Below are 12,830 nucleotides of genomic sequence, written 5' to 3'. Positions count from 1 at the left end.
ATTCACCATGATTGAAATCACCTGCCTTGAACCGCCCGTTTCCCTGGCGCGCACGCAGCCTTCCGACCGTCCTGCACTAAGGATCGGTGTAGTCCAGCACCGCTGGCACGCGGACCCCGCGGACCTCCGCGCAGAACTTGAGGACGGCATCGCACGCGCAGCCCGGTTGGGAGCCACCGTTGTCTTCCTGCCGGAGCTCACGCTGTCCCGCTACCCGGCGGATACGCTCCCCGACAACGACACGTCCCGTTCGTGGGCCGCCCGTCCCCGCCCCTCGGACCTCGCCGAGGACCTGCTGACCGGCCCCACGTTCCGGTTCGCCGCCGCGGCCGCACGCCGGCACGGGATCACCGTCCACGCTTCCCTGTACCAGCGCGCGGAGAACCCGGACGGTTCGGACGACGGCCTGGGACTGAACACTGCGATCCTGGTGTCCCCCGAGGGTGAACTGCTGGCCCGCACGCACAAGCTCCACATCCCGGTGACCGCCGGCTACTACGAGGACAAGTTCTTCCGCGCGGGCCCGGCCGTTGAGGACGCCTACGAGGTCCACTCCCCTGCCGAACTGGGCGGCGCCAGGCTGGGCATGCCCACCTGCTGGGACGAATGGTTCCCGGAACTCGCACGCCTGTATTCCCTGGGCGGCGCAGAAATCCTGGTCTATCCCACGGCCATCGGATCCGAACCCGACCACCCGGACTTCGATACCCGGCCGCTTTGGCAACAGGTGATCGTGGGTAACGGCATCTCCAACGGCCTGTTCATGGTGGCGCCGAACCGCTGGGGAAGTGAGGGGACGCTGAACTTCTACGGTTCCTCCTTCATCTCGGACCCCTACGGCCGGATCCTGGCGCAGGCTCCCCGCGACGAATCCGCCGTCCTCGTCGCCGACCTGGACCTGGACCAGCGCAGGGACTGGCTCACGCTGTTCCCGTTCCTTGCCACCCGCCGCCCGGACACCTACGCCCGGCTCACCGAACCCGTGCGGACGGGGCAACCGCTCGGCGGCGAAGCACACATCTACCACGAGGTGACCGCGTGAGCCGCTGGCGCATGCCCGCCGAGACGGCTCCGCAGGAGCGCATCTGGATGGCGTTTCCCACCGGCGGCTACACCCTCGGCGAAACCGCCGAAGAAGCTCACGCCGCGCGGACGGGCTGGGCCGCCGTCGCCAATGCCGCCGTCGGGTTCGAGCCGGTCACCGTTGTGGTGACGCCCGACGACGTCGTGACCGCCGCGCGCTATCTGGATCCCGCCGTCGAGGTGCTCACCGCGGACCTGAACGATGCGTGGATGCGGGACATCGGCCCCACCTTCGTCCTCGACGACGACGGGCGCCTCGGCGCCGTCGACTGGGTCTTCAACGGCTGGGGCGGTCAGGACTGGGCCTGCTGGGACAAGGACTCGCTGATCGGGGCGGAAGTCGCCGGCCGGTCCGGCGCCCGGCACATTGCCTCCACCCTCGTCAATGAAGGCGGCGGCATCCAGGTGGACGGGGAGGGCACCGTGCTGGTGACCGAGACCGTGCAGCTGGATCCGGGACGCAACCCCGGGCTGTCCAAGGCCGAGGTGGAAGCAGAGCTCGCCCGCACCCTTGGCGCCACCCATGTCATCTGGCTTCCCCGCGGCCTGACCAGGGACTCAGAGCGGTTCGGCACCCGGGGCCACGTGGACATCGTGGCCGCCATCCCGTCCCCCGGCACGCTACTGGTGCATTCCCAGCAGGACCCGGAACATCCCGATTTCGAGGTCAGCCGCGAAATCATCAGTTTCCTCTCGGCCACGCGGGACGCAGCCGGCCGCGAGTGGCACATCATCGAAGTCCCCGCTCCCGCCACCCTCAGGGACCACGAGGGCTTCGTGGACTACAGCTACATCAACCACCTCGTGGTCAACGGCGGCGTGATTGCCTGCACCTTCGGGGACCCCAACGATGAAAAGGCCCTCCGGATCCTCGCCGACGCCTACCCCGGCCGCCGGGTCGCGGGCATTGACGCCCGCGAACTGTTCGCCAGGGGCGGCGGCATCCACTGCATCACCCAGCAGCAGCCCGCTGCCTCCTAGAACGTACTGACCACCTAGAAAGGGCCTGACATGACCCAAACCATCCGCCACAGCGCCCCGGCCGGCGCAGCCGGTACGGCAGTAGCAGAAACCGACGCCCCCGGCACGCAACACGGCATTACCGGAAAGGGACTGAAGGGCGGGCAACTGGGCCTCCTCGCCGTCGTCGTCCTCGGCATTTCCACCATTGCACCGGCCTACACGCTCACCAGCGCCCTGGGCCCCACCGTGAACGAGGCCGGGCTGCAGTTGCCCGTCATCTTCCTCATCGGCTTCATCCCCATGATCCTGGTGTCCCTGGCCTACCGCGAGCTCAACGCCGACTCGCCGGACAGCGGCACCACCTTCACCTGGGTCACTAAGGCCTTCGGCCCGTGGGTGGGATGGATGGGAGGCTGGGGGCTCCTCGCCGCGAACATCATCGTGCTGTCCAACCTGGCCGCTGTGGCGGTGGACTTCTTCTATCTGTTCCTCGCCCAGCTCACGGGTGTGCCGGAACTGGCGGACCTCGCCGCCAACAAGGTCCTGAACGTCGCGACCTGCGTCGTGTTCGTGGCGCTGGCCGTCTGGGTGAGCTACCGCGGCCTGCACACCACCAAGATTGTGCAGTACGGACTGGTGGGCTTCCAGCTGCTGGTGCTCGGACTGTTCGTGGCCATGGCCTTCGCCAACTGGTCGTCCTCGGATACCTCCATCCCGTTCAGCTGGGAATGGTTTGACGTCACCAAAATCGAGACCTTCGGCCAGATTGCTGCGGGAATTTCGTTGTCCATTTTCGTGTACTGGGGCTGGGACGTCTGCCTCACCGTGAACGAGGAAACGGCCAACGGCAAAAAGACCGCCGGCATTGCGGGCACCCTCACCGCCGTCGTGGTCCTGGGCATCTACCTCCTGGTCAGCATCGCCACCATGATGTTCGCCGGCGTGGGCACGGAGGGCGTCGGGCTGAACAACGAAGAGAACCACGCAAACATCTTCACCGCGCTGGCGTCCCCCGTCATGGGCCCGTTCGCCATCCTCATGTCGCTGGCGGTCCTGTCCAGCTCAGCGGCTTCGCTGCAGTCCACGTTTACCTCGCCGTCCCGGAGCCTGCTGGCCATGGCCCACTACGGCGCCCTGCCGAAGCCTTTTAGCCACATGAGCAAGAAGTTTGCGACGCCGGGCTTCGCAACGATTGCAGCGGGTGTCCTCTCCGCCGGGTTCTACGCGGTGATGCATGTGGTCAGCGAAAACGTCCTGAACGACACCATCCTGGCCCTTGGGCTGATGATCTGCTTCTACTACGGGCTGACTGCGTTCGCGTGCGCCTGGTACTTCCGCAATACCGTTTTCAGCAGCGTCCGCCACTTCATCCTGCGCCTGCTCTGCCCGCTGCTGGGCGGCCTGGGCCTGCTGGTGGTGTTCCTGCAGACCGCCGCGGACAGCCTGGCACCGGAGTTCGGCAGTGGATCAGAGATCTTCGGCGTGGGCCTGGTCTTCGTCCTCGGGGTGGGAATCCTTGCCCTCGGGGCAGTATTCATGCTGCTCATGGCCAAGCTGAATCCGGGGTTCTTCCGCGGCGAAACGATCCGCAAGGACACCCCTGCCCTGGTGGTTCCGGAGTAGGGCCGGTCAGGTCCTTCCGGGGGTCACCAGTAATGGGCTACGTCAATGACCAGTCGGGATCCGGTCCCGGGTCCGTCCAGGCTGAACACCCGGAATGGAAGGCGTCCGCGGACGCCAAGGCCGATAGTTGAATAACCTTCGAAACTCCCGGCCCAGGCCACCTGGCGGAAGGTCTGGTAGCCGCCAACGTTGGTCAGTTCATTCCGGTCGGCGGGGTTGTACGTGGACTTACCGCTGTCGTCATAGGCGGGAGCATTGACGGTGATCTGGAGGAACGCCCGTCCCCTGAGCGGAACGGGCAGGCCCGAACCGTCCTGCACCACAGTGGGGACATACCGCACCGTGTAGCCTTCCACCGGACCGTTGAGGTCAACCACCAGGCGGTCGAAGCAGTAGTGCTGCCCGGTGCGAACGTTGGTGACCTTGGCGGTACTCATGGTCGCCTCGGATTTCGCCAGCGATCCCCACACCAGTCCGCAATAGGAGGCGGACGCCGGCGCAGGAGCCACCAGGCCCAATCCTGCTGCCATCAGCAGTGCCGCCAGCCAGACTTGAAATTTCTTCATTTCAGCCACCTTGGAAGTGATGAGGTATTTCAAGCGTAGGAGCCCTGACTCGGGAACACGAGGGCCGAAATGCCTTCGGCGCCCAACCGTTAGCCTGCAGCCGGGCAGGTTACGGGACGGCATACAGCGAGGCGCCGGCAGCCCCTGCGGGCCGCCGGCGCCTCGTGCTGCCGGGCAGGTGAAATTGTGGTGCGCGCCGGATGCCTAGCCTTCGCAGTCGCGGCAGTACTTCATGCCGTTCTTTTCGCGCGCAACCTGGGACCGGTGGCGGACCAGGAAACACGAGGAGCAAGTGAATTCGTCCGACTGCTCGGGAACAACTGTGACCGTGAGTTCCTCGCCGGAGAGATCCGCTCCCGGGAGGTCGATGCCCTCGGCCGTATCGTTCTCATCAACATCGATAACGGCGGTCTGCGCTCCGCCGCCGCGGGACGCCTGAAGGGCCTCCAGGGATTCAGCCGGAGACTCTTCTTCTGTCTTGCGTGGGGCGTCGTAATCGGTAGCCATTTGGGGGTTCACTTTCGTTGCTGCTCAGCGCCATTTCAGGCACCTCAGTGAAGCAGTTTAGGTCATTATGCCGGTAGTTGAAGAAAAGTGTGTTCAACCCGACAAATTACTTCGCCGGACGGCAGAGACCAGGCTTCCTGAGCAGCGGGCCGGCGATTATCCCTCGCCGGCCGCGGCAGCCGTTTCCCGGTGCGCCGCCGCCGCGTGGTCGGCAGCAATAGACACTCCGCTAAGCGCCGGCAGCCAGCCCCATCTGGTGACATCGGCGATGGCGGAGTTGCCCTGCTCCCAGGCGCCGGGGTCCGCGGGGGCTGCAGCGGCCGGCATGGGACTGGCCTCGAACCACAAGGCGATTCTGGTGAGCAGGCGTGTAGTCATAGGCCCAAAGTAGGCGCCCCATGTTGTGGGCACGTTTCGCCGCCGTCTCCACGGCGTTACTTCTTCGGGTCGGACGGACTCTGGCGGCCCGCGCACCATCGATCTAGCCTTGATCCACGCAGCATCCGCAGCCCCCGGAGGTATGTCATGGCCACGAAATTGAACAAGAAGGCACTCGAACACGCGCGCAGCCTCGTCAAGGACGGGAAGGTTGTCCGTGACACCCGGGACGACTGGAGCGAGCACGCACCGTCGACGGACCAGGAGAATGCCTTTATCGACAAGCACGGCTTTCCGGAATTCTCCAAGTGGCACCTCGGCGTGGACCCAGACGAGACGGAGGGAACCAAGGGCAGCGTGAGCTTCCCTTTCGGAGATTTCCAGAAGGTCCACCGTTGCGCTGTTGTTTCGTTGGAAAGTCGGGCGGCGCAATATGACCACGATGAGATCGCCAAGGCCGCCAAGGACCTGCTCGAAAAGATCGACGCGAAGGACTAGGCGCAGCCCCTATGCGACGGGCCACACGACGAGGGTCCGCCATGTTGCCGGATCGGGCTCCGTAGCGGGGTCGCTTAAGTAGTATTCCCACATCGAATCGGCCGGGTTGAAGCCCTCTTCCTTCATACGGGCCTGGATGTCGTTGTACGTAGTGACCAGTGTGTCGTATGGGCCGGTGTGGGTCGCTTCGAAAGCCCGGCACGCGGGGAGGGTTCCGGTCTCCACCCCTCCCGACGCGGTGAGCGGCGCCGTCACCGGAAAGCCTGCCTCGACGTCGACGGTGTCGGTTGGCATGCCCCGGTATAGTCCAAAAGGCGGCCCGGCAATCTGCACGTCCTGGTCCCGGGCTGCCGCCATGACAGCGCCAAAAGCACGGCCAAAGAATTCCGGCAACTCGTTCATAGGCACTTTTTCGCGGACAACGGCTGTGGCCTGTTCGGGACGCTGCACCAGTCGGATTCCTGTTTTGTCTTGGCTCATAGGCCAACCATCCGCGGAGAGAGCGCTACAGCCAAGGGTCGAAGGACCCGGACGTGGACCCGGAGCCGGGGCCCTGCGCCGGGACGGGGCGACGTACGCGTGCCCCGCGAACAAGACCCGATCTGTCAACCTTTACATAACCGATCCGCAGCAGCCGCTCCGCGGCCAGGCACCACTGGATCAGGACCGGGGCGGTGGATTCCGGGCCGTGGCCGACTGTTCTATCGGGAACCCAGTCGCTTTCCACTCGGGGAAGCCATCCTCAAGCCTAGTGGCGAGGCGCCCTTCGTCCTTGAGCAGCCTCACGGCCTCGTCCGCATACAGGCAGTATGGTCCGCGGCAGTAAGCGACGATTTCGCTCCCCTTGGGAACCTCGCGCAGTCGAGACTTGACGTCCGAGAAGGGCACGGAAAGCGCCCCGGGGATGTGACCGGCTTCGTACTCTGGCTGCGGCCGCACGTCCAGCACAACGACGTCGCCCTGCCGAAGCCGCAGCAGCAGTTCGTCACGCGTGATCATGTTCAGGTCGGCGCGATCGCCGACGTAGGCACGGACGAGTTCGCCCAGCTCCCCCGAGTGCGCTTCGGCCGTCTCCCGAAGTGCTCGCCATAGCCGCTCCACTGCCGGGCTGGCAAGGGAGTAATAGATCCGCGTCCCCGAGCGTCGCGAGTGGACGATGCCGGCACGCAGCAAGCGCTGCAGGTGCTGGGATGTGTTGGCCATACTCTGGTGGATCTCTGCGGCCAGCTCGTCAACCGGCCGCTCACCCTGCCCAAGGACATCGATCAGCTGCGCCCTCCTGCCGTTCCCCAACGCCTTGGCAGCTTCTACGAGGCCGTCGAAGAGCGCATCCTTTTCCTGCTGGTCGCCCACTCGCGCCTCCTACTCAAGAGTTCTCTTGACAAGCCTACCGTCAGGGGACTCTTATTCAAGTACCTACTTAAATTAAGAAAGGGGGTGGTGGCCGTGTCCACCATCCAAACTCCCCGAGAAGAACAGTCCCGCCTCCGGACAGGAGCCGCTCTCATGACGCTGGCCGGGCTGGCCTTCGTGGGGTACGCCGTAATCTTCTTGGTGCTCAACTTCACGGACGCCTTCCTTGAGCTGGGCATCGGCCCCGATCAAGTGGACAAAGGGAAGGCGGACATCGAGGCGTTCAGCCCGCAGCTGTATCACTACATCAGCCATTTGCACATCGCGGTCAGCGGCTTCATCGCTGCGACCGGGCTGGCCGTCGCAGGCCTGTCCTGGTATGGGGTGCGCCGCGGAGAACGGTGGGCCTTCGCCACAGCCGTTATCGTCCCGGTTGTTGGACTCGCCGTTGCCCTCCCCGCGCACTACCCATGGGGTCTGGCCACCCTTGGGCACCTCGGCCTGATCTACCTCGCCGTCCTCATTTTCCTGGTAGGGGTCGTGGCAGCCTACAGCGGAATGCGAAGCACCGCGGTGACGCGCCACTGACACTCAAACGACGGGCTGAATTCCTTGAACCAGCCAGACGCCCTGTCATGAACCGGCGTCCGGTCATGTTGCCCAAGGCTGCGCGACAACCTGAAGCGGTAAATCGTGGGGACCGGTCTTTCCCTCGTCCATTGGGAAATTGTGTGATTCGAACATTGCCGGCAAAACGTGGCGAAGAGCGGCAGACGCAATGGGATGTCCATGGGTAACACTGAAGACGTTCCGCAGGGCCACCGCGACACAGACTGCCTGAACCTTGGGCACCGAAACAGGCTAAGCCCACCGCTGATAGGGGTTCGTGGAGCCCCCTGTCGGATTCGAACCGACGACCCCCGCTTTACAAGAGCGGTGCTCTGGCCAACTGAGCTAAGGAGGCGTGCTTGTCCGCCTGAGGGATCAGGCGCAACGAGCGGCACTGGATGCAGTGCTAGATAAGGTTAGCCCAAGGACGCCCCGCTGGTAAAAACGGCATCGGCCAGGTTCCGGGGTTCCGGAACCTGGCCGCTGAATGCAGCAGGGTCAGGCGGTGCTAGCCCTTGGCGTCGATGGCAGCCTGGATGAACGGGATCAAATCAGTGTTGGCGGAGTCGCCTTTGCCCCACTGCTTGCCGTCCACGAAAGCGGTCGGAGTGCCGGTCACGCCGATGGCCGCTGCTTCCTGGGTGGCCACCTTGACGTAGGGCCTGAATTTCTTCTCTTCCACACATGAATCGATGCTCTTGGCGCCCACGTCCGTGGCCAGCTTCTTCAGGTCGTTGTCCGAGAGGCCTGCGCTGCCTTCTGCAGGCTGCTTCTCGAAGAGTGCGTTGAGGAAGTCAGAGTACTTTTCCGGGGATTCGTTGACCACGCAGGCTGCGGCGTTGGCCGCGCGGGACGAGTAGTTGGTGGTGGACTGCTGGTCCAGGAAGCCGAGCGGACGGTACTCCAGGGAGATTTTGCCTTCGTTGCGGAGGCTTGTCAGCTTGTCGTTGTAAGTGGTTTCGAACCGTTTGCAGACGGGGCAGATGAAGTCGATGTAGACGACCACCTTCACGGGCTTGCCGGCTTCCGCCTCAGCGCCGGGAGCCTTGACCTCCGCAGGAGCCGTTTCCGGCTTGGTCGGAACGTCCTTCACGTTGACAGTGGCGGGGTCCGACTTCACTACCTCGGAGTTGGCCAGCAGCGTCACGCCGCCGTGGATATTGCCGTTGGCCGGGGTGGGGCCTTCGTCCGCCACCGGAGCGTTGTTCCTGATGTTGGAACTGACCACCAGGGCAACGATCGCGAGGATGGCAACGACGGCCACCACGATGCCCCAACCGATCAGGAGCTTATTGCGCTTGTCCTTCTTCAGCTGCGCCTCACGGATCTCACGGGCTTTCTCGCGGGCCTCGGCAGTGCGTTCTGCTTTGGACTTGCGGGGTTCGTTTGCGGCGCTCATCAGTTCCTCGGGTCGATCGGCCAGGTGCGGACCACATCAGTGGCAACTTTGTCAGTGTAGGGGAGAAACCTGAGAGCTTGCGCCTTCAAGTTTCTGTCCGATTGCCCAACGGATGAATAGCCCGGAAGATTCCGGCGGACTAGGGTTGACTTCGAGCCATTAGCTACCCAAGGGGCACCAATGCAGACTACGCACCGTGAAAAATCCGAAGCAAGCGCCGAAGGGAAACCCGCGCGCGGCGGCAGCCACGCGGCTGACGCGCTCTATGACTTCATGGTGGTGTCCAACCGTCTTCCGGTTGACCGCTGCGCCCCGGAGGACAGGGGGTGCGAGGACGGCTGGCGGCGCTCGCCCGGAGGCCTGGTGACCGCTCTGGCCCCAATGATGACCAAGACCGACGGCGCGTGGGTGGGCTGGCACGGCGCCCCGGATGAAACCGTCAAGCCTTTCAGCCACGGCGGCATGGACCTGGTCCCGGTGCAGCTGAGCACGGACGACGTCGAACTCTTCTATGAGGGCTTTTCCAACGCCACCCTGTGGCCGCTGTACCACGACGTGATTGCGCCGCCGGAGTTCCACCGCACGTGGTGGGATTCATACCGGAAGGTCAACCGGCGGTTCGCCGACGCCGTCGTGCGCCACGCCGATCAAGGCGCCACCGTCTGGGTGCAGGACTATCAGCTGCAACTGGTTCCCAAGATGCTCCGGGAAGCACGCCCGGACCTCAAGATCGGATTCTTCAACCACATCCCCTTCCCTCCGCCGGAAATCTTCGCCCAGCTCCCGTGGCGCCGGGCCATCATTGACGGGCTCCTCGGCGCCGACCTGGTGGGCTTCCAGCGCAGCAGCGATGCGGGCAACTTCATGCGGTCCGCCCGGCGCTTCCTTGGTGCCAGCGTCAAGCAGCAGCAGGTCCACGTCAAGGGCGCTGACGGCCAAACCACCCACATTGCGCGTGCGCAGGCATTCCCCATCTCCATCGACGTCAAGCAGATCAGCGAGCTGGCCCGCAAACCGGAAATCATCGAACGCGCCCGGCAGATCCGAAGGGACCTTGGCAACCCCAAGACCATCCTCCTGGGCGTCGACCGCCTCGACTACACCAAGGGCATCCGCCACCGGCTCAAGGCCTACGAGGAGCTCCTGGCGGACGGCAAGGTCACCGTGGAAGACGCAGCACTGATCCAGGTGGCGAGCCCCAGCCGGGAGCGGGTGGAACAGTACCGCCTCCTGCGCGAAGAGGTGGAAGGCACCGTGGGCCACATCAACGGCACCTACGACACCATGCAGAACACCGCCGTCCGCTACCTGCACCACAGCTACCCCATCGACGAAATGGTGGCGCTCTACCTGGCCGCCGACGTCATGCTGGTCACCGCACTGCGGGACGGCATGAACCTGGTTGCCAAGGAATACGTGACCGCCCGCACCAACAACGACGGCGCGCTGGTCCTCAGCGAATTCGCCGGCGCGGCAGACCAGCTCAAGCAGGCGCTGCTGATGAACCCGCACGACATCGACGGGCTCAAGGACACCATCATGAGGGCGGTCAACATGCAGCCGGCCGAGGCGGCCCGCCGCATGCGGTCCATGCGGAAGCAGATCCTGGACCACGACGTCGACCACTGGTCAGCCGACTTCCTTGCAGCGCTCAAAGAGAAAGTGGTCCGCGATGACACCTGATGCAGCCCAGGGCAAAGCCCCCCTCACGCTTCAGCCGGAACTCCTGGCGGCACTTAAGAAAGTTGCCGCAACCGAGCACCTCCTGGTGGCCATGGATTTTGACGGAACGATCTCGCCGCTGGTTGACCACGCGGCTGACGCCCGCCCGCTCCCCCGGTCCGCCGCGGCCTTCGCCGCGCTCGCGGCCCTCCCGCGTACGACGACGGCACTCATCTCGGGCCGGGCGCTGGCGAGCCTCCGGTCGGTCGCTTCGCCGCCACCGGAGACCCTTCTCATCGGCAGCCACGGGGCCGAAGCCTGGCTGGGCCCGGGTTCGTCGGAACTGACGCTTGACCCTGACCAGCTGACCCTGCTGGCAGACGTCCGGCGCACGCTGGAGGAAATCGTGGAGCAGGCGCCGGGCACCCTGCTGGAAGACAAGCCGGCAGGCGTGGTGCTCCACACCCGACTGGCCGCAGACGACGTCGCCGAGGACGCTGTCGCTGCCGCACGCGCCGCGCTGGAGGGCCGGCCTGACGTGTACCTGAAGAACGGCAACCGGGTGCTGGAGACGTCCGTGGTCCACGCTTCCAAGGGCGAGGGCATGGCGTTCCTCCGCCAGGCGACCGACGCCACGGCGGTGGTGTTCGCAGGCGATGACACCACCGATGAAGACGCGTTGGGACGGCTGTATCCGGGCGACGTGGGTGTGAAAGTGGGGCTGGACTTCACGCAGGCCCAGTTCCGCGTCGAGGCGCCCGTGCACATCGCCGAACTGCTGGAAACGCTGCTCCGGGAACGAACCCTCGCTGTTGGGGAAGCCCCGTAAATCCGCATAAATCCGCGGGCCAGCCGGTCCGCGGTTACGAATCTCACATGTGACGCCCGTAACATTTGCACCCAAATGCATAAAATCTGACATACTCTGTTTGTGATGTGGCGCACAGACACCGTGCGGCGTCACGCGATACTCCTCGGCTTCGGCCGGGGAGTACACGGCTGAAAACCCGTGAACAACTGAATAAACATGAACCATTCACAACGGATCGTCCGGCACGTACCTGCCGGTGAAGGGATTGATAACTGTGGCAACAGTTACTTTTGATAACGCAACACGTCTGTACCCGGGCACCGAAAAGCCCGCCGTCGATAAGCTCAACATCGACATCGCCGATGGCGAATTCCTGGTCCTCGTTGGACCCTCCGGCTGCGGTAAGTCCACCTCCCTGCGCATGCTCGCAGGCCTTGAGGACGTCAACGCCGGCCGTATCCTCATTGGTGACCGCGACGTCACCGATGTTCCGCCGAAGGACCGCGACATCGCGATGGTCTTCCAGAACTACGCCCTGTACCCGCACATGACCGTTGCGGACAACATGGGATTTGCGCTGAAGATCGCCGGCGTCAGCAAGGAAGAGCGCGCCGAGCGCGTCCGCGAAGCAGCCAAGCTTCTTGACCTCGAACCGTACCTGGACCGCAAGCCGAAGGCACTCTCCGGCGGTCAGCGCCAGCGTGTTGCCATGGGCCGCGCCATCGTGCGTAACCCGCAGGTCTTCCTCATGGATGAGCCGCTTTCAAACCTTGACGCCAAGCTCCGCGTCCAGACCCGTACGCAGATCGCGTCCCTGACCCGCCGCCTGGGCGTCACCACCGTCTACGTGACGCACGACCAGGTCGAGGCCATGACCATGGGTGACCGTGTGGCTGTGCTGAAGGACGGCCTGCTGATGCAGGTTGACACCCCGCGCAACCTCTACGACAAGCCCAAGAACGTCTTCGTCGCCGGCTTCATCGGCTCCCCGGCCATGAACCTGCTGGAACTCCCCGTCGTCGACGGCGGCGTCCAGTTCGGCGGAACCGTGTACCCGGTTCCCCGCGATGTCCTCGAAGAGGCACACGGCCGCACCGTCACCCTGGGTTCACGCCCGGAGGACCTCGAGCAGGTCGCCGCAGGCGAGGGCCTCCAGGTTGAGGTTGACGTCGTCGAAGAACTCGGCGCCGACGCCTACGTCTACGGCCACACCACGCTTGACGGCAAGAGCCACGACATCGTGGCACGCGTCGACGGCCGCCGCCCCCCGATGAAGGGCGAGTCCATCTACGTCCGCCCGCAGTCCGGACATGTGCACCTGTTCGACACCAAGACCGGCCTGCGCCTCGGCGACTAGTTACCGGTTGCGGAGCCTGAA

Annotated in this window: 14 protein-coding genes and 1 tRNA gene; 8 read left to right on the top strand and 7 right to left on the bottom strand. The window is 64.6% G+C overall.

The window, feature by feature from the left end; all coding sequences use genetic code 11:
- Window positions 1-7 precede the first annotated feature (7 nt).
- From ACFVWT_RS12785 to ACFVWT_RS12775, 3 genes are read left to right on the top strand one after another with little or no spacing between them, the layout of a single operon-like run.
- The gene (locus ACFVWT_RS12785; RefSeq protein ID WP_390248258.1) at window positions 8-1,042 is read left to right on the top strand and encodes a nitrilase-related carbon-nitrogen hydrolase; all 1,035 of its coding nucleotides are present in this window, start codon (window positions 8-10) and stop codon (window positions 1,040-1,042) included.
- Complete coding sequence (locus tag ACFVWT_RS12780; RefSeq protein ID WP_390248256.1) at window positions 1,039-2,064, top strand: agmatine/peptidylarginine deiminase; 1,026 nt, start codon at window positions 1,039-1,041, stop codon at window positions 2,062-2,064. The genes ACFVWT_RS12785 and ACFVWT_RS12780 overlap by 4 nt, the downstream gene beginning before the upstream one ends.
- A 30-nt stretch (window positions 2,065-2,094) precedes the next feature.
- A complete protein-coding gene (locus ACFVWT_RS12775; protein WP_390248254.1) occupies window positions 2,095-3,669 on the top strand; it encodes an APC family permease in 1,575 nt (524 codons plus the stop codon).
- A gap of 23 nt (window positions 3,670-3,692) precedes the next feature.
- On the opposite strand, the gene ACFVWT_RS12770 is transcribed toward ACFVWT_RS12775, so the two are convergent.
- From ACFVWT_RS12770 to ACFVWT_RS12760, 3 genes are all read right to left on the bottom strand, one after another.
- A complete protein-coding gene (locus tag ACFVWT_RS12770; RefSeq protein ID WP_390248252.1) occupies window positions 3,693-4,235 on the bottom strand; it encodes a hypothetical protein in 543 nt (180 codons plus the stop codon).
- A gap of 204 nt (window positions 4,236-4,439) precedes the next feature.
- The gene (locus ACFVWT_RS12765) at window positions 4,440-4,742 is read right to left on the bottom strand and encodes a DUF4193 domain-containing protein (RefSeq protein WP_011690622.1); all 303 of its coding nucleotides are present in this window, start codon (window positions 4,740-4,742) and stop codon (window positions 4,440-4,442) included.
- 156 nt (window positions 4,743-4,898) lie between these two features.
- Window positions 4,899-5,120 carry a hypothetical protein gene (locus ACFVWT_RS12760; RefSeq protein WP_390248250.1) on the bottom strand — a complete coding sequence of 74 codons (222 nt, stop codon included), beginning with the start codon at window positions 5,118-5,120 and terminating at the stop codon, window positions 4,899-4,901.
- 147 nt (window positions 5,121-5,267) lie between these two features.
- On the opposite strand from ACFVWT_RS12760, the gene ACFVWT_RS12755 reads away from it, so the two are divergent.
- The gene (locus ACFVWT_RS12755) at window positions 5,268-5,618 is read left to right on the top strand and encodes a hypothetical protein (protein ID WP_390248248.1); all 351 of its coding nucleotides are present in this window, start codon (window positions 5,268-5,270) and stop codon (window positions 5,616-5,618) included.
- 9 nt (window positions 5,619-5,627) lie between these two features.
- Here ACFVWT_RS12755 and ACFVWT_RS12750 read toward each other — a convergent pair whose 3' ends face one another.
- Together ACFVWT_RS12750 and ACFVWT_RS12745 are read right to left on the bottom strand one after the other, a co-directional pair.
- Window positions 5,628-6,098: a GyrI-like domain-containing protein gene (locus ACFVWT_RS12750; protein ID WP_390248246.1), complete on the bottom strand. Its 471-nt coding sequence runs from the start codon at window positions 6,096-6,098 to the stop codon at window positions 5,628-5,630.
- A 180-nt stretch (window positions 6,099-6,278) separates the two neighbouring features.
- Window positions 6,279-6,971, bottom strand: coding sequence for an ArsR/SmtB family transcription factor (locus ACFVWT_RS12745; protein ID WP_390248244.1), 693 nt, complete (start codon window positions 6,969-6,971; stop codon window positions 6,279-6,281).
- Window positions 6,972-7,064: 93 nt separating this feature from the next.
- Here ACFVWT_RS12745 and ACFVWT_RS12740 point away from each other — a divergent pair, with 93 nt between their 5' ends.
- Window positions 7,065-7,559, top strand: a complete 495-nt coding sequence (locus ACFVWT_RS12740) for a hypothetical protein (RefSeq protein ID WP_390248242.1) — start codon at window positions 7,065-7,067, stop codon at window positions 7,557-7,559.
- A gap of 299 nt (window positions 7,560-7,858) precedes the next feature.
- On the opposite strand, the gene ACFVWT_RS12735 is transcribed toward ACFVWT_RS12740, so the two are convergent.
- Together ACFVWT_RS12735 and ACFVWT_RS12730 are read right to left on the bottom strand one after the other, a co-directional pair.
- Window positions 7,859-7,935 (bottom strand) — tRNA-Thr (locus tag ACFVWT_RS12735).
- A 153-nt stretch (window positions 7,936-8,088) separates the two neighbouring features.
- A complete protein-coding gene (locus ACFVWT_RS12730; protein ID WP_390248240.1) occupies window positions 8,089-8,979 on the bottom strand; it encodes a DsbA family protein in 891 nt (296 codons plus the stop codon).
- 180 nt (window positions 8,980-9,159) lie between these two features.
- On the opposite strand from ACFVWT_RS12730, the gene ACFVWT_RS12725 reads away from it, so the two are divergent.
- The 3 genes from ACFVWT_RS12725 (at window position 9,160) to ACFVWT_RS12715 (ending at window position 12,809) form a co-directional block, all read left to right on the top strand.
- Complete coding sequence (locus ACFVWT_RS12725) at window positions 9,160-10,662, top strand: trehalose-6-phosphate synthase (protein ID WP_390248238.1); 1,503 nt, start codon at window positions 9,160-9,162, stop codon at window positions 10,660-10,662.
- A complete protein-coding gene (gene otsB, locus ACFVWT_RS12720) occupies window positions 10,652-11,470 on the top strand; it encodes a trehalose-phosphatase (RefSeq protein ID WP_390248236.1) in 819 nt (272 codons plus the stop codon). The genes ACFVWT_RS12725 and otsB overlap by 11 nt, the downstream gene beginning before the upstream one ends.
- A 256-nt stretch (window positions 11,471-11,726) precedes the next feature.
- Window positions 11,727-12,809, top strand: coding sequence for an ABC transporter ATP-binding protein (locus ACFVWT_RS12715; RefSeq protein ID WP_209747263.1), 1,083 nt, complete (start codon window positions 11,727-11,729; stop codon window positions 12,807-12,809).
- Window positions 12,810-12,830: the final 21 nt, after the last annotated feature.

This window comes from Arthrobacter sp. NPDC058288 (genome assembly GCF_042880995.1).
Classification (GTDB): Bacteria; Actinomycetota; Actinomycetes; order Actinomycetales; family Micrococcaceae; genus Arthrobacter.
This window is presented reverse-complemented; position numbering and strand designations above follow the sequence as displayed.

Coding starts and splice junctions, on each gene's coding strand:
- ACFVWT_RS12785 (WP_390248258.1), top strand. CDS start 8: ATGATTGAAATCACCTGCCTTGAACCGCCCGTTTCCCTGGCGCGCACG.
- otsB (WP_390248236.1), top strand. CDS start 10,652: ATGACACCTGATGCAGCCCAGGGCAAAGCCCCCCTCACGCTTCAGCCG.
- ACFVWT_RS12770 (WP_390248252.1), bottom strand. CDS start 4,235: ATGAAGAAATTTCAAGTCTGGCTGGCGGCACTGCTGATGGCAGCAGGA.
- ACFVWT_RS12760 (WP_390248250.1), bottom strand. CDS start 5,120: ATGACTACACGCCTGCTCACCAGAATCGCCTTGTGGTTCGAGGCCAGT.
- ACFVWT_RS12765 (WP_011690622.1), bottom strand. CDS start 4,742: ATGGCTACCGATTACGACGCCCCACGCAAGACAGAAGAAGAGTCTCCG.
- ACFVWT_RS12730 (WP_390248240.1), bottom strand. CDS start 8,979: ATGAGCGCCGCAAACGAACCCCGCAAGTCCAAAGCAGAACGCACTGCC.
- ACFVWT_RS12775 (WP_390248254.1), top strand. CDS start 2,095: ATGACCCAAACCATCCGCCACAGCGCCCCGGCCGGCGCAGCCGGTACG.
- ACFVWT_RS12725 (WP_390248238.1), top strand. CDS start 9,160: ATGCAGACTACGCACCGTGAAAAATCCGAAGCAAGCGCCGAAGGGAAA.
- ACFVWT_RS12750 (WP_390248246.1), bottom strand. CDS start 6,098: ATGAGCCAAGACAAAACAGGAATCCGACTGGTGCAGCGTCCCGAACAG.
- ACFVWT_RS12755 (WP_390248248.1), top strand. CDS start 5,268: ATGGCCACGAAATTGAACAAGAAGGCACTCGAACACGCGCGCAGCCTC.